Genomic DNA, 20492 nt, shown 5'->3' on the forward strand with positions numbered 1-20492 from the left:
TTTGTGGAGAAAATAGTATGGCTATGGTATAATATGAAATTGACATGGAGGATGAAAAATGAATTTACCAATTGCGTTTGAAAAAAAGATGAGAGAACTGCTTGGAGCAGAGTTTGATGATTATATAAAGTGTTATGAGGAGAAAAGACTTTATGGTCTCCGCGTAAATACAAAAAAAATCAGTGTGGAAGAATTTAAAAAGATTTGTCCGTTTGAGATTCAACCGATACCATGGATTGAGAATGGATTTTATTATGATGGAGAGCACGTGCAGCCGGCAAAGCATCCATATTATTTTGCCGGACTTTTTTACTTACAGGAGCCTAGCGCCATGACACCGGCAAACCGCCTTCCGATTGAACCGGGGGATAAGGTGCTGGATGTCTGTGCAGCACCGGGAGGAAAGGCGACTGAGCTTGGAGCAAAACTTTGCGGGGAAGGTGTGCTTGTGGCAAATGACATCAGCAATTCCAGAGCAAAGGGCTTATTAAAAAATATTGAAGTGTTCGGCATCGGCAATGTGCTTGTGCTCAGTGAGGAGCCAGGTAAAATTGAAGAGTATTTTACGGAATATTTTGACAAGATTTTGATCGATGCACCATGTTCCGGCGAAGGAATGTTCCGAAAAGATAAAAAGATGGTGAAAGCCTGGGAAGAACATGGACCGGAATTTTTTGCAAAGATTCAGAGAAGTATTGTCACGCAGGCTGCAAGAATGTTAAAACCGGGTGGAATGATGCTCTATTCTACTTGTACATTTGATCCGGAAGAGAATGAGGGAACAATTGAATATTTAAGACAACAATATCCGGAATTTGAGATAAAAGAGATTCGGCCATATGAGGGATTTGCAAAAGGAATGCCGCAAGTGACTGAATCAAAAGAGCCTGCATTTGAAAAAACAGTCCGTATCTGGCCGTATAAGATGCACGGAGAGGGACATTATCTGGCATTGCTTCAAAAAGGGGAAAAGTCGGAGAAACTAGTGGTCAAAGAAAAGAAAAAGCGCGCGAAAAAAGTGCCGGAAGAACTGCTTGCATTTTTTGAGGACATCACATGGGAGATGGACTGGAGCAGACTGGAGATTTACAGCGAGAAAGTCTACTATATGCCGGAAGATATCCCGAATGTAAAAGGTATTCGTTTCCTTCGGACAGGACTGTATCTTGGAGATGTGAAAAAGAACCGGTTTGAGCCGAGTCAGTCACTTGCGATGTGTCTGAAAAAAGAAGAATACCGCCGCACAATCTCACTTTCCGTGGAGGATGAGCGTGTGATCCGCTATCTGAAAGGTGAGACGATCGAAGTTGACGATCTTGTTGATCACAAAGAAAAAGGCTGGCAGCTTGTCCTTGTGGACGGCTATCCGCTAGGCTTTGGGAAACTTGCAAACGGAACTTTGAAGAACAAATATTTACCTGGATGGAGATGGCAGTCATAATGATACGATTAGATAAATATCTCGCAGATATGGGCGTTGGGACGAGAACAGAAGTAAAAAAACTGATCCGTCAGGGAAAAGTAACAGTGGATGGAAGTATTGAAAAATCTCCAGAGCGAAAGATTGACATTTCACATCAAAAAGTGTGCTGTATGGGCGAAGCGGTCTCCTATGAAACGCACGAGTATTATATGCTAAACAAACCAGCAGGAGTTGTCTCAGCCACAACAGACAGGCAGGATAAGACAGTAGTGGAGTTGATTTCCTCAAAAAAGCGCAGAGATTTGTTCCCGGTAGGAAGGCTTGATAAAGACACAGAAGGTCTTCTTTTGATCACAAACGATGGAGAGCTGGCGCATCGGCTTTTGTCACCGAAAAAACATGTGGATAAAGTGTATTATGCAAAGGTGCAGGGGATTGTAGATGAGGTCGATCAAGAAATCTTTGCCGTAGGAATGTCAATCGGAAACGGCGAGACTGCACTTCCGTCAAAGCTTGAAATTTTGTATTCCGGAGAGATTTCTGAGATAAGAGTTACGATACAGGAAGGAAAATTCCATCAGGTGAAGCGGATGTTTCATGCCGTGGGGAAAGAAGTAATTTATTTGAAAAGGCTTTCTATGGGAACACTTCTGTTGGATGAGACATTAAAGAGCGGTGAATACCGGGCTCTTACGAAGGAGGAACTTAAGCGATTATGTTAGAGAATATAGAGGCGATTATTTTTGATCTGGATGGCACACTGGTGGATTCCATGTGGGTCTGGACTGCAATCGACGATGAATTTTTAGGAAAATATGGTTTGACACAGCCGGAGAATTTTCATGAAGGAATGGAAGGAAAAAGTTATTCGGAAACAGCAGCATATTTTCTGGAATTGTTTCCAAACCTTCCACACACATTAGAGGAATTGATGGAAGAATGGTATGGAATGGCATATGAAAAATATGCAAATGAGCTTATACTGAAAAAAGGAGCATTTGACTTTTTACAGGAAGTTCATCAAAGAGGGATTAAGCTTGGAATCGCTACAAGCAATAAACGCGAGCTTGCAGAGGCAGTTTTAAGATCAACAAAAGTATTGCCGTTATTTGATTCTATATGGACATCGTGCGAAGCAAAAGCAGGGAAACCGGCTCCTGATGTGTATTTAAGAGTTGCACAATCTTTGCAGGTGGAACCGAAACGTTGTCTTGTCTTTGAAGATGTGCCAAACGGAATTTTGGCAGGTGTCAATGCCGGAATGAAAGTCTGTGCAGTGGAAGACGATTTTTCAAAAAATCAGGATGAAAAAAAACGTGCGCTCGCAGACTATTATATAAAAGATTATGAAGATATTAAAAATAACACCTATGAGGTACTGAAATGAGAAATGGATTTTTACCGATTTGCAGAAAAGATATGGAGGAGCGAGGCTGGGAACAGTTGGATTTTGTCTATGTTTCCGGAGATGCTTACGTGGATCATCCGTCTTTTGGGCATGCGATCATCACACGCCTTTTGGAGGCGAATGGATATAAAGTTGGGTTGATCTGTCAACCGGACTGGAAAGATAAAAGCAGCATTACAGAATACGGTGAACCTCGCCTTGGATTCCTTGTATCCAGTGGGAATATGGATTCTATGGTGAATCACTACTCTGTGTCGAAAAAGAGACGTCAGACAGATGCATTTACGCCGGGCGGCGTTATGGGAAAACGTCCGGACTATGCGACGGTCGTCTACAGTAATTTGATTCGTCAGGTTTATAAAAAGACGCCGATCATTATTGGTGGGATTGAGGCGAGTCTGCGCCGAATGGCTCATTATGATTACTGGTCAAATAAATTAAAACGTTCGATTTTATTGGATTCGGGTGCAGATATTCTTTCTTATGGAATGGGAGAACGCTCGATTCTTGAGATTGCCGAAGCGCTGGAGAGTGGTATTGCAGTGGAGGATATCACATACATCGACGGAACTGTCTGTAAGGTGAAGTCTTTAGACAGTGTCTACGATGCGATCATGTTGGAATCTTACGAACAATTAAAGCAGGACAAGCTAAACTATGCGAAGAGTTTTTATACGCAGTATTGCAATACAGATCCTTTTTCAGGAAAACGACTTGTGGAACCATACTCGGACCATTTATATGTAGTCCAGAATCCACCGTCCAAACCGCTTAGCCAGTCGGAAATGGATCGCACTTACAGCTATCCTTATATGAGAACATACCATCCGTCCTATGAGGCGCTTGGAGGAGTTCCGGCAATCGAGGAGGTAAAATACAGTCTGATCAGCAATCGTGGATGTTTTGGCGGATGCAATTTTTGTGCTCTTACGTTTCATCAGGGGAGAATCATTCAGACGCGAAGCCATGAATCTTTGGTCGCAGAGGCAGAAAAATTTATTTGGGATAAGGATTTCAAAGGCTATATTCATGATGTTGGAGGACCGACTGCGAACTTTAGAGCACCTTCTTGTGATAAGCAGCTCACAAAAGGAGTGTGCAAGCAAAAGCAGTGTCTATTTCCGCGGCCGTGTAAAAATTTGAAGGTGGATCATAAAGACTACCTGAAGCTTTTACGAAAACTTCGTACACTTCCGAATGTAAAGAAGGTATTTATTCGCTCAGGTATCCGATTCGATTATCTGATAGCAGATAAAGATGATACTTTTTTCAAGGAACTGTGTGAGTATCATGTAAGCGGACAGCTAAAAGTAGCCCCGGAGCATGTAGCAGATCCTGTTCTTCAAAAGATGGGTAAGCCGGAAAACAGTGTCTATCAGGCATTTTCGAAAAAATATAAACAGATCAACGAAAAACTTGGGAAAAAACAGTATCTGGTTCCGTATCTGATGTCTTCGCATCCGGGTTCAACGATGAAAGAAGCCGTGGCTCTTGCAGAATACTTAAGGGATCTTGGCTATATGCCGGAGCAGGTACAGGACTTCTATCCGACACCGTCGACGATATCGACTTGTATGTACTATACGGGAGTGGATCCGCGGACGATGGAACCTGTATATGTACCGAAAAATCCACATGAAAAAGCGATGCAGAGAGCGTTGATCCAATATCGGAATCCGAAGAATTATCAGCTTGTCATGGAGGCTCTTCGCATGGCAGACCGAATGGACTTAGTTGGATTTGACAAACATTGTCTGATTCGTCCGAGACAGGAGAAGAAATATCAGGGCAAACCGGATTATAAAAGGCAGGAACAGAAAAAACCTGCTGCAAAGAAGAAAAAAGCAATCCGAAACGTACACCGGAAAAAGACAAAATAAAAACAGCATCAGAAAGAAGTGAATAAATTGAAAATTGCGATTGTAACAGGCGCATCCTCTGGACTTGGAAAAGAGTTTGTAAAACAGATTGAGCACTTGTATAAAGAATTAGATGAGATATGGGTGATTGCCCGCAGAAGAGAACGGCTGGAAGAATTAAAAAGCTGTATGTTTACCAATGTGCGTATTTTAGAAGGTAATTTGTGTGAGCAAAACATTTATCAAGAACTAAAAGTTCTCTTGAAAGAAAAAGATCCGGATATCCGTATGCTTGTGAATGCAGCAGGATTTGGTAAAATTGGGGAAGTGAAAAAACTTTCTGCTGAGGATCAGTTAGATATGATAGAGTTAAACTGTAAAGCACTGACTCATATGACAAAGATCTGTATTCCATATATGACAAGAGGAAGCAGAATTGTGAACGTTGCCTCGGCGGCAGCATTTTGCCCGCAGCCGTCTTTCAGTGTCTATGCAGCTACAAAATCCTATGTGCTTAGTTTTTCCAGAAGTCTTCGCACAGAACTTTGCGATGAAGAGATTTTTGTGACCGCAGTTTGTCCAGGACCGGTTGAGACAGAGTTTTTTGAAATTGCCGGACAAAAAGAAAAAAATCAAATGAAGGCTGCGGTGATGGCAAGACCGGAAGCGGTCGTAAAACAGGCGCTTCTTGATGCACGAGAGGGCAAAGAACTGTCTGTGTACGGGACGGCGATGAAGGGAGCAGAGGCGGCAACAAAGCTGCTTCCGCACAGTGTGATTCTAAAAGCGATGAAAAAATTCTGGTAAGGAAAGGAACGAAGAAATGAAAGCTACAAAAGGAGAAGCCGGCTATATTCAGGCACGAAAAAAACAACTGATATTGAAAGCGGTACTGGAATTTGGAATTGTCATCGCGCTTTTGATACTTGGTATCTGGCAGACGCATACAAGACTGAATCTTTTGACAGTTGTCGCCGTACTTGGATGCCTTCCGGCGGCAAAAGCGCTGGTGGAGGTAATCACAATCTCTCCGTATCACTCGATTGCAGAGGAACGAGCGAAAGAGATTCAGAAACATACAGAGGATTTGACGGCTGCATTTGATTTGGTATTTACGAGTAAGGACAAATTTATGCCCGTTGACAGTATCATTATATTGGACAATACGATCTGTGGGTATTCTTCCGGGAAAAAAATAGATCCTGTCTATACCGGAAAACATTTACGTCAGATGCTGGAGCAAAATCAGTATACAAAAGTGTCTGTGAAAATTTTTACGGATTATACTGCATTCCTTGCAAGGGCAGAAAGTATGCAGCATATGGCGGAAACAAACAGACCTGACACAAAGAAAAAAGAAGAAGGAATTCGACATCTGTTATTTCAGATTTCATTATAGAGGAGTACTATGCAGGAAATTATTGTAGCGGCAAATGAGGCCGGCCAGCGACTGGATAAGATGCTGGCGAAGTATTTAAACGAGGCACCAAAGAGCTTTTTATATAAAATGCTGCGAAAAAAAAATATTGTATTGAATGGGAAAAAGGCAACCGGAAACGAAAAGCTGGCGGTCGGTGATTCTGTAAAATTGTTTTTGGCTGATGAGACGATTGCAAAATTTTCCAATATCCATGCAGTTCATACCAATGTAACGCTTGATATTATCTATGAAGATGAGAATGTACTGCTGATCAACAAACCGGTTGGGATGCTGTCACAAAAGGCAGCGGCCGATGATGAATCGCTTGTGGAACATATTATTTCATATATGCTTGAAACAAGACAATTGACAGAGGAAGAACTTAGAAAATTCAGACCGTCTGTCTGCAACCGTTTGGACCGCAATACGAGTGGACTGGTGGCAGCAGGGAAAAGTCTTGCAGGGCTGCAGGAGATGGGAACACTTTTTAAAAATCGTTCTCTGAGAAAATATTATCGCTGTCTTGTGGCAGGTGAGGTAAAACATTCTCAGTCGGTGAGCGGATATCTTGTAAAAGACGAAAAGACAAATAAAGTAACGGTGTCAAAGGCAGAAAAAGGGGATTGCCTGCCGATTGAGACAGAATATGAGCCTTTGTGGAGCAATGGAAAATATACATATTTGGAAGTGCATCTGATCACCGGTAGAACGCATCAGATCAGGGCACATCTGGCATCGATTGGATATCCGATTATCGGAGACTACAAGTATGGGAGCAAAAAGGTCAACGATAGACTAAAAGAGCAGTATGGACTGAAAAGTCAGTTGTTACATGCTTATCGGCTGGAAATGCCAGCCTGTACAGGTGAGTTGTCGAATCTAAGTGAAAGAAAATTTGTGGCACCACTTCCAAAATTGTTTCAGAATATTTTAAAAGCAGAAAAATACAGTGAGGAATAGAAAAATGGGGACATGGAATTCAAGAGGACTTCGCGGTTCTACACTGGAGGATATGATCAACCGGACGAATGAACGTTATCTGGAAAAGGGACTGGCGTTGATTCAAAAAATTCCGACGCCAATCACTCCTGTTCGGATTGATAAGGAGCATCGTCATATCACGCTGGCATATTTTGATCAGAGAAGTACTGTTGACTACATTGGGGCGGTACAGGGGATTCCGGTATGCTTTGATGCGAAGGAATGTAATACAGACACGTTTCCGCTGCAAAATATTCATGAACATCAGGTGACGTTTATGAGTAATTTTGAAAAGCAGGGAGGAATTGCATTCTTGATTATCTATTACAGCACCAGAAACGAGTTATATTATATGCGTTTTTCTGAAATTCAAAAATTTTGGGAACGCGCAAAAACAGGAGGCAGAAAAAGTATCCGATATGAAGAGCTTTCTCAGACATTTTTTATCCAGTTAAAAAATGGATGTCTGGTATCATATTTGGAAGCATTGCAGCAGGATTTGGATCTCAGGGATTGACAATCTTTCAAAAAATGTTATAATAAGCATTATTTTAATATGGTAGCGTAATAAAGTATTGGAGGAGATTATGAGACAGCAGATTTTACATACTCCGGAAGGAGTTCGGGATATCTATGGGATTGAATGCAGAAGAAAGCTTATGTTGGAGGAAAAATTACAAGAGATTCTGCACTTATACGGATATCAAGATATACAGACACCGATGTTCGAGTTTTTTGATGTTTTCGGAAAAGAGATTGGTACAATCTCTTCAAAGGAACTTTATAAACTTTTTGACAGAGATGGGAATACACTTGTGTTGAGACCGGATATTACGCCGTCAATCGCAAGAGTTGCAGCAACTTTTTTGGATTCAAAAGGACTTCCGGTCCGTCTATGTTATAATGGAAACACATTTATCAATCATTCAAGCTATCGTGGAAAATTAAAGGAAAGTACGCAGATGGGTGCGGAACTCCTTGGAATTGATTCTTTGGAGGCGGATGCGGAGATGATTGCATTGGCTGCAGACTGTCTGAAGGCAGCCGGATTAAATGAATTTCAGATTTATATCGGAAATGTTGATTTCTTTGAAAGTCTGTTGGAGGATGCAGGTCTGGAAGAAGAAAAAGAGGCAAGGCTTCGTGAATTGATTGCAAACAGGAATTATTTCGGTGTGGAAGAGCTGCTGGATAACTGTGGTGTAAAAGAAGAGACAAAGGCGGCTTTCCGAGTGCTGGAGGAGCTGACAGGTGGAATCGAGATCATGGAATGCGCAAAAAAAATCGTTTCTTGTGAGAAAGCGTTGCGTGCAGTGGAACGCCTGTCAGAGACATATGAGATTTTGGTTTCATACGGAGTTGAAAAATATATCACCTTTGATCTCAGCATGAGCGGCACCTATGGGTATTATACGGGCATTATATTCCGCGGTTATACATATGGTACGGGAGATGCAATTGTGAAAGGTGGACGCTATGATCATCTTGTAGAAAAATTTGGAAAGGAATTCCCTTCCATCGGATTTGCAATCGTTATTGATGAACTGATGGGCGCAATTTCAAGACAGAAACTGGAGATACCGTATCATCAGAAAAATACGTTGATCTTGTATGAAGAAAGTGAGCGCAGCAGAGCAATTGCGCTGGCAAAAGAATTTCGGCTTGCCGAGAAACCGACAGAGCTCGTGAAAAAATCAGATGACAGATTTTTGGATGAGTATGTGTCATATGCGAGACAGAACTTCTGTGGAGGAATGTTCTACCTGAAGAGAGAAGACGAGATTTTAATGACGAATCTTTTGACAGATGAGAAAAAAACAGTCGGTTGGGAGGAAATCATATGAGATATTTAACATTTGCATTGACAAAAGGTCGGCTTGCGAAAAAAACACTGGAATTGTTAGAGCAGCTTGGCATCACTTGCGAGGAGATGAAGGACAAAGATTCCAGAAAATTAATTTTTGTAAATGAAGAACTAAAATTAAAATTTTTTCTTGCAAAAGGTCCGGATGTTCCCACTTATGTAGAATATGGAGCAGCTGATATTGGTGTGGTTGGAAAAGATACGATATTAGAAGAAGGACGAAAAACATATGAGGTACTAGATTTACAGTTTGGAAATTGCCGAATGTGTGTGTGTGGTCCCTCAAGAGCAAAGGAGCTTTTAAATCATCATGAGCTGATTCGTGTTGCGACAAAATATCCGAATATCGCGAAGGATTATTTTTATAACAAAAAGCATCAGACAGTCGAGATCATTAAGCTGAACGGCTCGATAGAACTTGCACCGCTTGTAGGATTGTCGGAAGTTATCGTAGATATTGTGGAGACCGGATCTACACTTCGGGAAAATGGTTTGGAAGTGTTAGAAGAGGTATGTCCATTGTCTGCAAGAATGATTGTCAATCCGGTTAGTATGCGAATGGAAAATGAGCGGATCAAAGAATTGCTGACAAAATTGAGAATGATTTTACAGGAGGCATGAGATGAGAATACAAAAATTGAACTATGAGACAAAGACAAATCTGCTGGAAGATTTGTTGCAAAGAAGTCCGAACCAGTATACCCAATACGAATCCCGTGTTTTGGAAATTTTGGAACATGTAAAAAATGAAAAGGATCAGGCTGTTTTTGATTATACAAAACAGTTTGACGGTGCGGATATTACAGCGGATACAATTACTGTGACAAAAGAAGAGATTGCGCAGGCATATGATCTGGTAGATGAATCTCTTGTGGAAATCATACGAAAAGCAAAAGAAAATATTCGTATCTACCATGAAAAGCAGAAACAGTATAGTTGGTTTGACAGCAAACCAGACGGAACCATGCTTGGGCAAAAGGTAACTGCGCTGCAAAGGGTGGGTGTCTATGTACCAGGCGGAAAAGCAGTCTACCCGTCTTCTGTACTAATGAATGTCATTCCGGCAAAGGTAGCAGGAGTGGAAGAAATTGTGATGGTCACTCCCCCTGGGAAAGATGGGAAGATCAATCCGAACACACTGGTGGCAGCGAATGAGGCAGGAGTAGATGTGGTTTATAAGGTCGGCGGTGCGCAGGCGATTGCAGCACTTGCTTACGGGACAGATTCCATTCCAAAAGTTGACAAAATTGTAGGACCTGGGAATATTTATGTAGCATTGGCAAAAAAAGCGGTATATGGTCATGTGAGCATCGACTCAATTGCAGGACCAAGCGAGATCCTTGTCATTGCAGATGAGACAGCGAATCCAAGATATGTGGCGGCTGACTTGTTGTCACAGGCAGAACATGACGAACTGGCATCGGCAATTCTCGTGACGACAAGTGAGACACTTGCCAAGGAGGTGTCCAAGCAGGTAGAAGTATTTGTGGAAGAATTGTCCCGCACAGAGATCATGAAAAAATCTTTGGAAAATTATGGTTACATTCTCGTTGCAGATACGATGGAGGAAGTGATCGATATTGCGAACGAGATTGCCTCGGAACATTTGGAGATCATGACAGCGAACCCGTATGATGTGATGATGCGGGTTCGCAATGCAGGTGCGATTTTTATCGGAGAGTACAGCAGTGAGCCGCTTGGTGATTATTTTGCAGGACCGAATCATGTATTGCCGACGAATGGAACTGCGAAATTTTTCTCGCCGCTTGGGGTGGATGATTTTATTAAAAAATCAAGCATCATCGCATATTCGAAAGAAGCGCTGGAGGCAATTCACAGCGATATAGAGCAATTTGCAGAGGCAGAAAAACTCACGGCACACGCTAATTCGATCAAAGTCCGATTTGAAAAATAGAGGAAAAGATATGGAAGAAAGAATAGTTACTTGTACAAGAAAAACAAAAGAGACAGATATCTCTTTGACGCTGAATCTTGACGGTTCTGGGAAAACAGATATCCATACCGGCATTGGATTTTTTGATCATATGCTGGATGGGTTTGCAAGACATGGTCTGTTTGATCTCAGTGTTTCTGTAAAAGGTGATTTAGAGGTTGATTGTCATCATGCAATAGAGGACACAGGCATTGTGCTTGGTCAGGCAATTCTTCAATCACTCGGCGAGAAAAAGGGGATCAGAAGATATGGAAATTTCATGCTGCCGATGGATGAAACGCTTGTCCTCTGTGCAATTGATCTTTCCGGAAGACCGTATCTGAATTTTTCAGCAGAGTTTACGGCAGAGAAAATCGGTGCGCTTGACACAGAGATGATTCGGGAATTCTTTTATGCAGTCTCCTACAGCGCGGCTATGAACCTGCATCTGAAAGTAATCGATGGTGGAAATAATCACCATATGGCAGAGGCTTTGTTTAAAGTATTTGGAAAAGCACTGGACGAGGCAGTGATGAAAGAACCTCGTATAAAAGAAGTTTGGTCTACGAAAGGAAGTTTGGCATAATGAATTATAAAAGGTTGATTCCTTGTATTTTTATCTATCAGGGGAAAGCAGTAAAATGGTTTGACAATTTGGAAATACTTTCCGATGATGTAGTGAAACTTGCAAAAAAATATAATGACATGGGGGCAGATGAATTGCTTGTGTTTGATTTGTCTACCACAGATGAGGAACATGATCATGCAATTGATCTTATGAAAAAAATGAATCGGGTAATCCGAATTCCAATGGTTGCCGGAGGAAACATAAGACGTCAGGAAGATGTGAAAAAGATTTTATATACAGGTGCAAAACGGGCAATTTTGAATTTTTCAAAGGCATTATCTGTAGAGTTGATTGAGGATGTCTCAAAACGTTTCGGGAAAGAAAAGATAGCAGTCTCCTTAAATGACTTCGATGCCTTATTTAAGCAGCAGCACCTGATTGAAGAGTGTTCCAGCTCGATCTTATTTATGCACAGGCTGGATTTGGATTCTGTGATGAACATTACAGATATTCCAAGTGTTGTATTGACAGATGCGATGGAGGAGGAAGAGATTCTCCAAATTTTGAAGTGTCCGGGAATCAAAGGCGTATCTGGAAAATTTATCAGCCAGCCGGACCTGGATTTTGCAGAATTTAAGAAGAAATGTTCTCAGGAAAATATCAAGATGACTTCTTTTGAAAGCATCATGGAATTCACAGAGTTTAAGCTGAATTCAGACGGACTGATTCCTGTCATTGTTCAAAACTATAAGACCGGAGAAGTTCTGATGCTCGCATATATGAATGAAGAGGCGTTTGATCATACAATTAAAACAGGCAAAATGACTTATTACAGCAGGAGCCGTAAAACGCAGTGGGTGAAAGGTGAGACATCCGGGCACTATCAATATGTAAAATCATTGACTATTGATTGTGACAGGGATACGTTGCTCGCAAAAGTAGATCAGGTGGGACCGGCGTGCCATACTGGCAATCCGACTTGTTTTTTCCAGCCTTTAGTCGGAACGGATTATGATGAGACCAATCCGCTGCAGGTATTTGAGACAGTGTACGAGACAATTGTGGATCGGAAAAAGAATCCGAAAGAAGGCTCGTATACGAATTACCTGTTTGACAAAGGAATTGATAAGATACTGAAAAAAGTCGGTGAGGAAGCGACAGAACTTGTCATTGCCGCAAAGAATCCGAATCCGGAAGAAGTAAAATATGAACTGTCTGATTTTCTGTATCATGCGATGGTGCTTATGGTGGAACGTGGTGTGACATGGGAAGATATCATTAAAGAACTTGCAGACAGATAGGTGTCTAAAAGACCTTCGGAAAGCATACATTAGAATAAATGATGTATGCTTTTTATAATGGAGAAAAAATATGACGGAATCCGAAAAAAGGAGAGAGGAACTGCTTAGGCGGGCAAGGACGATTTACAGTGACAAAAAAATCCCGCCTGCGGTACATCCAAGATATCAGTCGTTTTATACGAAATTGTATGATACACAGGAGGAACATGAGATGACAGGATCACACAGTACATTTGGAGTGCGCATGTTTATTGCTATTTTGTTGTTTGCCCTGTTTGTTGCAATGGACTATAAAGGAGCGCAATACGCGGCAGTTGACAGCAAAAAGATTATTCAGGAGATTGAACGTCAAATTGACATAGATTAGTTCTATTTGTTATACTGAGAATAGTTATCATATACAAGGAGGAAAAAACATGAGAGCCATGATGAAAATTTGGGTTTCAGGTGCAAGCGGACAAGTGGGAACTGCAATTACAGATGTCGCCGATCCACTTGCATTTGAATTGTTAAACACAGATGTGGAAGAATTAGATATTACAGAGATTGACGAGGTGTTGAATTTTGCAGAGCTCAACAGACCGGATGTGATCATCAACTGTGCGGGAATTACCGATGTTGCTTTATGTGAGAAAAATCCGGAGCTGGCATATAAAGTCAATGCACTTGGAGCAAGAAATTTGAGTATTGCAGCTAGAAAGATTGGTGCAAAATTAGTTCAGATTTCTACAGATGATGTGTTTGACGGGCAGAGTAGTGAACCATACTGCGAGTTTGACGATACAAATCCTAAAACGGTTTACGGGCGTTCAAAGCGTGCCGGTGAAAATTATGTAAAAGAGTTTACAGAAAAGCATTTTATTATTCGAAGCAATTGGATTTATGGAAAAGGCAAAAATTTTGTGAGCAATCTATTGGAGCGCGTAAAGACAGAGCATGTGCTTCCGGTTGCATCAGATCAGTTTGGTTCGCCGACAAGTGCCAACGATCTCGCAAGATTGTTATTGGAACTTATGGATACCAACGAATATGGCACCTACCATATTACGGCGAAGGGAACCTGCAGCCGGTACGAGTTTGCAAAAGAGATTCTGAGGTTGACAGATCATGACGTGACGATTCAGCCGGTACCGACAAAGGAATCCGAATTTTCTTCTGTCCGCCCGGCATATGCGGTGCTCGATAATTTTATTTTACGAATTTTGAATATGCAGGAGATGCCAGAGTGGAGGGAGTCTCTAAAAATATTTTTGAAAGAGAATTATGGAGGTACACGGGATGAGTAAAACAGAGAAGAAAAAGGTTGGATTGACCACACGTATTTTCATAAGTCTGATTCTTGGCGCGATTGCAGGTGTTCTTCTGCACTATTTTGTGCCGTCTGGGCAGATTCGAGATGACATTATTATCAATGGAATATTCTATGTAGTAGGACAAGGCTTCATTCGATTGATGCAGATGCTTGTCGCACCGCTTGTGTTTTGTTCGCTTGTCTGCGGAAGTATGTCTATCGGGGATACAAAAAAACTGGGACAGGTCGGCGTAAAAACAATGCTGTTTTACCTTGCTACAACTGCTTGTGCAATTGCGTTGGCGCTCTCGGTTGCCAATGTGATCGATCCGGGAATCGGGTTGGATATCTCATCCATTGAGGCGGCAAAAGATGTCGGAAGCGCAGAGGCAACCAATTTTGCAGATACGCTGCTAAACATCATTCCGACGAACCCATTTTCTGCACTTGCCAATGGTGAGATGCTGCAGATTATTGTATTCGCCCTAATTGTGGGAATTATTCTTGCAAAGCTCGGAGATCGGGTGGAGACTGTATCGAATTTCTTTGGTCAGTTCAATGACATTATGATGGAAATGACAATGATGGTTATGGCAGTTGCACCGATTGGTGTATTCTGCTTGATTGCAAAGACATTTGCGGGCATCGGATTTGATGCGTTTATCCCGATGTTAAAATATATGCTGGCAGTACTGGTTGGACTGGCGATGCAATGTTTTATCGTTTATCTTGGAATGCTTAAAATTTTTACTGGTTTGAATCCGATTATTTTTATCAAGAACTTCTTTCCGGTTATGGCGTTTGCTTTTTCGACAGCGACATCCAATGCAACGATTCCGTTGTCGATTGATACGTTGGCAAAAAAGATGGGTGTATCCAAAAAAATCTCTTCTTTTACAGTGCCGCTTGGTGCGACCATCAATATGGATGGAACCGCGATCATGCAGGGAGTTGCAGTTGTGTTTGTCGCACAGGCATTTGGAATTCAGTTGGATATGATGGATTACATGACAGTCATCGGAACAGCAACGCTTGCATCAGTCGGAACAGCCGGTGTTCCAGGAGTTGGTCTGATTACGCTTACTATGGTATTTAATTCAGTGAATCTCCCGGTGGAGGGTATTGCCTTGATTATGGGAATTGACCGAATTCTGGATATGACAAGGACTGCAGTAAATATTACCGGGGATGCAGTCTGCACAACAATTGTGGCACATCAAAATAAGATGCTGGATCGTGAGGTGTTTAAAAACTCCGTTTCAAAATCAAATATATCAGGAAAGGAATAGAAAAGTATGAATTTTTCACTGGATGTCAGTGTTCCTGCATTAACTGTATTTTTTCAGGGACTCCTTAGTTTCTTCTCCCCATGTGTATTGCCGTTGATTCCGCTTTATATCGGCTATCTGTCAGGAGGTACAGGAAAACGGGGAGCGGATGGGAAAATACACTATCAAAAAAGCAAAGTAATGATTCATACGCTCTGCTTTGTCATAGGCGTCAGTTTTGCTTTTTTTGCGCTTGGTCTTGGGGTATCGGCACTTGGAAGTTTTTTAAATAAAAATCAGATGCTATTTGCCAGAATCGGTGGTGTTATTATTGTATTATTTGGGTTCTATCAGCTTGGCGTATTTGGAAACAGCCGTGTGCTTGGAAAAGAGCGCAGACTTCCATTTCATTTGGACAAGCTGGCGATGTCTCCGCTCACTGCATTGATCATGGGATTTACATTCAGCTTTGCGTGGACACCATGCGTGGGTCCGGCGCTTACCAGTGTTTTGTTAATGGCGGCGTCTGCAAACACAAAGGTTATGGGTTTTATGTTAATCGGCGTATACACGGTAGGATTTGTACTTCCATTTCTTGCCGTTGGTCTGTTCACAACAACGCTTTTGGAATTTTTTAAAAGTCATATGAATGTAGTCAAATACACGGTAAAAGTAGGTGGCGCGCTGATGATCCTGATGGGTGTTTTGATGTTTACCGGAAAAATGAATGCATTTACCGGCTACTTGTCCGGAGGCACAAATGCAAATTTAGAATCACAGGAAGAGACAGAGAAGGAATCAGAGGATGCGTCGGAAGACAAAGAAGAAAATAAGGAAGAGGAATCCAAAGAAACTGTCGTTCCGGCAATTGATTTTACACTGAAAGATCAGTTCGGAAATGAGCATACGCTTTCTGATTATAAAGGAAAGACTGTATTTTTGAACTTTTGGGCTACCTGGTGTGGACCGTGCCGAAGCGAGATGCCGGATATTCAAAAGCTTTATGAGACCTATGAGACGGAAGGGGACAATGCTGTCATCATTCTAGGTGTAGCTGCACCCGGACTAGGCCAGGAAAAAGATGAAGCAGGCATTAAAGCATTTTTAGATGAAAGTGGTTATACGTATCCGACACTTATGGATACAACCGGAGATCTTTTCTCGGAATATGGGATTTCCTCTTTCCCTACTACGTTTATGATTGACCGAGAGGGGAATGTTTTTGGATATGTGAGTGGCGCTCTGAATGAAGATATGATGAAAAATATCATTGAGCAGACGCTGGAGGGAAAACGCAAATAGAAAAAATAGAATGTGCCAATGTGGTCACATTCTATTTTTTTATATACGTTATACAAGCAAAAGAAATGCAAGTACAGAGCAAATCACTTGGATGATAATAAATCGAATTACGACTTGCGTATCAGACCAGTTGTGATTTTTTCTCAAGTGGTCATGAATCGGAGTACGAGTATTTTTTAAAATTGATATTTTTAAAAAACGTTTTAAAAATATCTTCACAAGTCCTAGTCCACCGTCAACAATTAACACTGCTGCCAGCAGGATGTAAAGGAATGGATGTCCTGATTTGACTGTGATGATTGCAAGATAAAACCCAAGCGCACGCGATCCGGCATCTCCCATAAGCATACTGCTCGGAGAGGTGTTGAAATACAAATAGGCAAGTAAAACTGCGACAAATAAGAAGTTTGCATTTGTATACATACCAAGTACATCTTTAAAGATCAAACTGAAAGAAATCAGTGATACAGTACACAGACTTGCGCAAAGTCCGTCCACTCCGTCAGAGCAGTTTGTCACATTGATCGATACCCAGATCAAAATAATTCCAAGTATGACATACACCGCTTTCGGAATGACAAGTTCTGTCTCGAAAAAGTGGATCACCGTAGTATTATAATTTACGAATGTCAGCATAGTCACGATTGAGATGATCAGGTCTATGAATCCCTTTTTGTAATCACTCCATGGGGTGTCCGCTGCATCATCCAGATATCCGCTTAACATGACGCAGAAAAGTAATATCAGATAGATGATATACTCACGGTCAATTGGCAGAAACAATATACTACTGATGATAAAACAGAGTACAAAAGTCAATCCCACGCCTCGAATCTTTCCTTTTGAAAGTTTTCCGTTGATTGCAAACTCGCGTCCCTGATCCACCGGCAAAAAAGGAAGTGGAAACTTCAGCGCGAGAAATGTAATGAAAAACGTAAAGAGAATACCGGTCATGATCAGCTGAGTGGTATTCAAATAGTTGTTAAATAATTGATACATCATTTTCTCTTTTGTCCTTAATAGGCAATCCTTTCTTTGGTTTTTTCTTTATTTTAACATATTTTGTATGGAAAGTCATTCTGAAAAAATGAATACGAGAATGTAAAAATATATTCAAAATTCCTATAGATTTATCGGGAAATTCTATTTGCTTTGAAAATTCCGTTTTGCTACAATCATTTTATAAGATTTCAGCACAAGAGAGGGAAAAAATCATGGAAATTATTAAAGAATTACCAGAAGTATTTGAGGAATTTGCAGAACAGAGAAAAAATTCATTTTTGGCAGTAAAAGAATTAAAAGACAAAGGTGTTCCGGTTGTGGGGGCTTATTGTACCTATTTTCCGCAGGAGATTGCACTTGCAATGGGCGCTGCAACAGTGGGATTATGTTCTACGTCTGACGAGACTATTTCAGAAGCAGAAAAAGATTTGCCGAAAAACTTATGTCCATTGATCAAATCCAGTTATGGTTTTGCAAAGACAGATAAATGTCCGTTCTTCTATTTTTCTGATGTTGTTGTCGGGGAGACAACCTGTGATGGGAAAAAGAAAATGTATGAATATATGTCAGAATTCAAAGATGTATACCTGATGGAACTTCCAAACTCGCAAAGTGAGGATGCATTAGAGCTTTGGAAGAAAGAGATTATCAAATTCAAAGAATATTTAGAGAAAAAATTCAACACTACGATTACAGAAGAGCAGATTCGTGATGCGGTGAAGATGAATAATGCAGGAAGACGTTCTTTAAAAAGGCTGTATGAAGTAATGAAACATGATCCGGCTCCGATCAAAGGTCATGATCTTTTTAAGGTATTGTATGGAAGTACATTCAAGTTTGACCGTTCTCAGATTCCGGCAGAAGTTGACGCACTTGTCGCTAAGATCAATCAGGAGTATGCAGAAGGGAAGATGGAAGAAAAGAAACCGCGTATTCTTGTGACCGGATGTCCAATTGGCGGAGCGACAGAAAAGGTCATCAAAGCAATCGAGGAGAATGGCGGAATCGTTGTTACATACGAAAGCTGTACAGGTGCAAAATCTATTGATAAGCTGGTAGATGAAGAGAATCCGGATATCTATGATGCTCTGGCAAGACGATATCTAAATATAGGATGTTCTGTGATGACACCGAATCCAAATCGTTTAGAGCTGCTCGGAAGACTGATTGATGAATACAAGGTAGACGGTGTTGTGGAGATGATATTGCAGGCCTGTCACACATATAATGTGGAGTCGCTTGGAATCCGCAGATTTGTAAACGAGAAAAAGAATATTCCATATATCAGCGTGGAGACAGATTACTCACAGGCAGATATTGGTCAATTGAATACAAGGATTGCAGCGTTTATTGAGATGCTGTAGAGTACTGTGAGAAAAGGGTGGAATGTGTAAGTTCTGTCCTTTTTCTTTACTTGAAGTTTTCTCTTGAAGTGTATATAATATGGTAGGTTAGTTATAAGATGAAAGTCTTAATTTGTGAGTGAAAAGAAATAACTTACAGAATGGAGGATAAATGGAATTTCTTAAGAATCAGGATATGCTGATGGATATCATTGATAAAACAGATATTATCAGCAAGATGAAAGTTGGTTTCTGGGTCATTGAGTATCCCGAAGAAGGACAGCCGAGAATGTATGGAGATCCGATGATGCATTTGATCATGGGGAATGACAAGGAAATGTCACCGGAAGAGATGCATCAATTTTGGTTTGAAAGAATTGATTCTACCTACGTTCAGATGATAGAAGAAGCTATAAATAATCTGAAAAAAATTATACAACAGAAGCGAGATATCCTTGGTATCATCCGAAAAAAGGATGGACTTTTGTTCGATGTGGTGCTTTCAGGGATGAATCGTATAAAGCGGGAGTAAGAATAAAAGGATTTCATAAAGATGTAACAGAGCAGATGGAGTTGGAAATCCGGGAGGATGACAAACACAAGGTTGTTGATTTGAAAAAATTGAAAATGTATTCTCCTTATTTCATAGAGATGTGTGATGAACTATTTGAGATAGATGCAGTCGACCTCACAATCCGCACTATTTTTTATAGAAAAGATAAATATTCGGAAATAACAGAGGAGACAGATATCTTCTCTGTCATTTCAAGATTCGTGCATCCTGATGATATACAGAAAGTGGAGGCAGTATTTTCTGAGAGAGGACTTACACAGATTGTAGAAGAGAATCAAATTGTTAAAATAGAATTTCGTACGAAAACACGTTTTGATACGTATACATGGGTGGAAGGAAAAGCTCTTTATGTAAAGACAGGAAATTTAAAAAAAATATTGTTTATCACTTATGATATTGAATCAAAGAAACAAATGTCTTTGCTTGCAAAAGAAAAAAATGCAATTTTAGATGCTTTTATTAATTTATATAAAGCAATTTTAGAAGTTGATCTGCTCACTGAAAAAGTGCAGGTTTTGAAGACGATGGGCGTTCAAACACAATTGTATCAAGACAATACGCTTCAACTAGCGGATCAGTTGCCCAAAATGTTAGAGCAGTTGGATATAGAATCAGAAAGACAGGAGTTGCTTGAATTTTTTGAAATCAAACATTTGAAAGAAATGGCAGCACTAAAAAAGGAGCAGAGTTTGGATTTACGTTTTGAAAAAGAAAATAAGCAGTTTGAATGGATCCAGATTAAGATCTTATACTTGCCAGGGCGAGAAGACAAAATATATGTTGTATTTGGAAACAGTGATAAGGAACATGTATTAAATTCAATCGCAGAGAAGTTTGTATACAAAAACAGCGACTGGTTCTACTATTTGGATTTGAAAAATGACTATTTTATCCGATATTCAGGAAACGCAGATGAACATACGCTGCCACCGGAAGAAGGATGGGATTGATATTG

The 20492-nt window shown here is 40.7% G+C and carries 21 protein-coding genes; 20 read left to right on the forward strand and 1 reads right to left on the reverse strand.

Features of this window, described 5'->3' with window-relative positions; translation table 11 throughout:
• The first annotated feature begins 58 nt into the window (after positions 1-58).
• From AC6I5B_RS08470 to AC6I5B_RS08550, 17 genes are all read left to right on the forward strand, one after another.
• On the forward strand, positions 59-1441 hold the full coding sequence (locus tag AC6I5B_RS08470; protein ID WP_117787172.1) for an RsmF rRNA methyltransferase first C-terminal domain-containing protein: 1383 nt from the start codon (positions 59-61) through the stop codon (positions 1439-1441).
• Positions 1441-2145, forward strand: a complete 705-nt coding sequence (locus AC6I5B_RS08475) for a pseudouridine synthase (protein ID WP_181989657.1) — start codon at positions 1441-1443, stop codon at positions 2143-2145. The genes AC6I5B_RS08470 and AC6I5B_RS08475 overlap by 1 nt, the downstream gene beginning before the upstream one ends.
• On the forward strand, positions 2139-2810 hold the full coding sequence (locus AC6I5B_RS08480) for an HAD family hydrolase (protein WP_004613751.1): 672 nt from the start codon (positions 2139-2141) through the stop codon (positions 2808-2810). Before AC6I5B_RS08475 ends, AC6I5B_RS08480 begins: the two co-directional genes overlap by 7 nt.
• Complete coding sequence (locus tag AC6I5B_RS08485; RefSeq protein ID WP_004613750.1) at positions 2807-4711, forward strand: YgiQ family radical SAM protein; 1905 nt, start codon at positions 2807-2809, stop codon at positions 4709-4711. Before AC6I5B_RS08480 ends, AC6I5B_RS08485 begins: the two co-directional genes overlap by 4 nt.
• A gap of 27 nt (positions 4712-4738) precedes the next feature.
• Positions 4739-5497, forward strand: coding sequence for an SDR family NAD(P)-dependent oxidoreductase (locus tag AC6I5B_RS08490; protein ID WP_071144242.1), 759 nt, complete (start codon positions 4739-4741; stop codon positions 5495-5497).
• Between the two features lie 16 nt (positions 5498-5513).
• Entirely contained in the window at positions 5514-6089 is a 576-nt protein-coding gene (locus AC6I5B_RS08495) for a hypothetical protein (RefSeq protein ID WP_144166756.1), read from the forward strand.
• A 9-nt stretch (positions 6090-6098) separates the two neighbouring features.
• Positions 6099-7070 (forward strand): RluA family pseudouridine synthase, encoded by a 972-nt coding sequence (locus tag AC6I5B_RS08500; protein WP_004613747.1) that lies wholly within the window; start codon positions 6099-6101, stop codon positions 7068-7070.
• Positions 7071-7074: 4 nt separating this feature from the next.
• Entirely contained in the window at positions 7075-7608 is a 534-nt protein-coding gene (locus AC6I5B_RS08505) for a Holliday junction resolvase RecU (protein ID WP_004613746.1), read from the forward strand.
• Between the two features lie 70 nt (positions 7609-7678).
• Complete coding sequence (gene hisZ / locus AC6I5B_RS08510) at positions 7679-8935, forward strand: ATP phosphoribosyltransferase regulatory subunit (RefSeq protein WP_497773734.1); 1257 nt, start codon at positions 7679-7681, stop codon at positions 8933-8935.
• The gene (gene hisG / locus AC6I5B_RS08515; protein ID WP_004613744.1) at positions 8932-9576 is read left to right on the forward strand and encodes an ATP phosphoribosyltransferase; all 645 of its coding nucleotides are present in this window, start codon (positions 8932-8934) and stop codon (positions 9574-9576) included. The genes hisZ and hisG overlap by 4 nt, the downstream gene beginning before the upstream one ends.
• A 1-nt stretch (position 9577) precedes the next feature.
• Positions 9578-10870 carry a histidinol dehydrogenase gene (gene hisD, locus AC6I5B_RS08520; protein WP_004613743.1) on the forward strand — a complete coding sequence of 431 codons (1293 nt, stop codon included), beginning with the start codon at positions 9578-9580 and terminating at the stop codon, positions 10868-10870.
• A gap of 10 nt (positions 10871-10880) precedes the next feature.
• On the forward strand, positions 10881-11474 hold the full coding sequence (gene hisB, locus AC6I5B_RS08525) for an imidazoleglycerol-phosphate dehydratase HisB (protein ID WP_044987698.1): 594 nt from the start codon (positions 10881-10883) through the stop codon (positions 11472-11474).
• Positions 11474-12757 (forward strand): bifunctional phosphoribosyl-AMP cyclohydrolase/phosphoribosyl-ATP diphosphatase HisIE, encoded by a 1284-nt coding sequence (gene hisIE / locus AC6I5B_RS08530; RefSeq protein ID WP_004613741.1) that lies wholly within the window; start codon positions 11474-11476, stop codon positions 12755-12757. Before hisB ends, hisIE begins: the two co-directional genes overlap by 1 nt.
• A 70-nt stretch (positions 12758-12827) precedes the next feature.
• Positions 12828-13124: a hypothetical protein gene (locus AC6I5B_RS08535; RefSeq protein WP_004613740.1), complete on the forward strand. Its 297-nt coding sequence runs from the start codon at positions 12828-12830 to the stop codon at positions 13122-13124.
• Between the two features lie 58 nt (positions 13125-13182).
• Positions 13183-14043, forward strand: a complete 861-nt coding sequence (gene rfbD / locus AC6I5B_RS08540) for a dTDP-4-dehydrorhamnose reductase (RefSeq protein ID WP_044987799.1) — start codon at positions 13183-13185, stop codon at positions 14041-14043.
• Positions 14036-15337, forward strand: a complete 1302-nt coding sequence (locus AC6I5B_RS08545) for a dicarboxylate/amino acid:cation symporter (protein WP_004613738.1) — start codon at positions 14036-14038, stop codon at positions 15335-15337. The genes rfbD and AC6I5B_RS08545 overlap by 8 nt, the downstream gene beginning before the upstream one ends.
• A gap of 6 nt (positions 15338-15343) precedes the next feature.
• A complete protein-coding gene (locus tag AC6I5B_RS08550; protein WP_022250373.1) occupies positions 15344-16618 on the forward strand; it encodes a redoxin family protein in 1275 nt (424 codons plus the stop codon).
• A 48-nt stretch (positions 16619-16666) separates the two neighbouring features.
• Here the strand turns inward: AC6I5B_RS08550 and AC6I5B_RS08555 are convergent, their stop codons facing one another.
• Positions 16667-17620, reverse strand: a complete 954-nt coding sequence (locus AC6I5B_RS08555; protein ID WP_004612736.1) for a phospho-N-acetylmuramoyl-pentapeptide-transferase — start codon at positions 17618-17620, stop codon at positions 16667-16669.
• A 212-nt stretch (positions 17621-17832) separates the two neighbouring features.
• Between AC6I5B_RS08555 and AC6I5B_RS08560 the strand changes: the two genes are divergently transcribed.
• From AC6I5B_RS08560 to AC6I5B_RS08570, 3 genes are all read left to right on the forward strand, one after another.
• Complete coding sequence (locus AC6I5B_RS08560) at positions 17833-18984, forward strand: double-cubane-cluster-containing anaerobic reductase (protein ID WP_004612734.1); 1152 nt, start codon at positions 17833-17835, stop codon at positions 18982-18984.
• Positions 18985-19135: 151 nt separating this feature from the next.
• Entirely contained in the window at positions 19136-19495 is a 360-nt protein-coding gene (locus AC6I5B_RS08565; protein ID WP_004612733.1) for a hypothetical protein, read from the forward strand.
• Between the two features lie 35 nt (positions 19496-19530).
• Positions 19531-20487: a PAS domain-containing protein gene (locus AC6I5B_RS08570; RefSeq protein WP_497773735.1), complete on the forward strand. Its 957-nt coding sequence runs from the start codon at positions 19531-19533 to the stop codon at positions 20485-20487.
• The last annotated feature ends 5 nt before the right edge of the window (positions 20488-20492 follow it).

The organism is Faecalimonas nexilis (genome assembly GCF_059731825.1).

Excerpts from the sequence above, each read along its gene's own strand:
- hisG (WP_004613744.1), top strand. The coding sequence starts at position 8,932 with ATGAGATATTTAACATTTGCATTGACAAAAGGTCGGCTTGCGAAAAAA.
- AC6I5B_RS08475 (WP_181989657.1), top strand. The coding sequence starts at position 1,441 with ATGATACGATTAGATAAATATCTCGCAGATATGGGCGTTGGGACGAGA.
- AC6I5B_RS08550 (WP_022250373.1), top strand. The coding sequence starts at position 15,344 with ATGAATTTTTCACTGGATGTCAGTGTTCCTGCATTAACTGTATTTTTT.
- AC6I5B_RS08505 (WP_004613746.1), top strand. The coding sequence starts at position 7,075 with ATGGGGACATGGAATTCAAGAGGACTTCGCGGTTCTACACTGGAGGAT.
- hisZ (WP_497773734.1), top strand. The coding sequence starts at position 7,679 with ATGAGACAGCAGATTTTACATACTCCGGAAGGAGTTCGGGATATCTAT.
- AC6I5B_RS08545 (WP_004613738.1), top strand. The coding sequence starts at position 14,036 with ATGAGTAAAACAGAGAAGAAAAAGGTTGGATTGACCACACGTATTTTC.
- AC6I5B_RS08555 (WP_004612736.1), bottom strand. The coding sequence starts at position 17,620 with ATGATGTATCAATTATTTAACAACTATTTGAATACCACTCAGCTGATC.
- hisB (WP_044987698.1), top strand. The coding sequence starts at position 10,881 with ATGGAAGAAAGAATAGTTACTTGTACAAGAAAAACAAAAGAGACAGAT.
- hisIE (WP_004613741.1), top strand. The coding sequence starts at position 11,474 with ATGAATTATAAAAGGTTGATTCCTTGTATTTTTATCTATCAGGGGAAA.
- hisD (WP_004613743.1), top strand. The coding sequence starts at position 9,578 with ATGAGAATACAAAAATTGAACTATGAGACAAAGACAAATCTGCTGGAA.
- AC6I5B_RS08485 (WP_004613750.1), top strand. The coding sequence starts at position 2,807 with ATGAGAAATGGATTTTTACCGATTTGCAGAAAAGATATGGAGGAGCGA.
- AC6I5B_RS08570 (WP_497773735.1), top strand. The coding sequence starts at position 19,531 with ATGGAGTTGGAAATCCGGGAGGATGACAAACACAAGGTTGTTGATTTG.
- AC6I5B_RS08495 (WP_144166756.1), top strand. The coding sequence starts at position 5,514 with ATGAAAGCTACAAAAGGAGAAGCCGGCTATATTCAGGCACGAAAAAAA.
- AC6I5B_RS08500 (WP_004613747.1), top strand. The coding sequence starts at position 6,099 with ATGCAGGAAATTATTGTAGCGGCAAATGAGGCCGGCCAGCGACTGGAT.
- AC6I5B_RS08560 (WP_004612734.1), top strand. The coding sequence starts at position 17,833 with ATGGAAATTATTAAAGAATTACCAGAAGTATTTGAGGAATTTGCAGAA.
- rfbD (WP_044987799.1), top strand. The coding sequence starts at position 13,183 with ATGATGAAAATTTGGGTTTCAGGTGCAAGCGGACAAGTGGGAACTGCA.
- AC6I5B_RS08470 (WP_117787172.1), top strand. The coding sequence starts at position 59 with ATGAATTTACCAATTGCGTTTGAAAAAAAGATGAGAGAACTGCTTGGA.
- AC6I5B_RS08535 (WP_004613740.1), top strand. The coding sequence starts at position 12,828 with ATGACGGAATCCGAAAAAAGGAGAGAGGAACTGCTTAGGCGGGCAAGG.
- AC6I5B_RS08480 (WP_004613751.1), top strand. The coding sequence starts at position 2,139 with ATGTTAGAGAATATAGAGGCGATTATTTTTGATCTGGATGGCACACTG.
- AC6I5B_RS08565 (WP_004612733.1), top strand. The coding sequence starts at position 19,136 with ATGGAATTTCTTAAGAATCAGGATATGCTGATGGATATCATTGATAAA.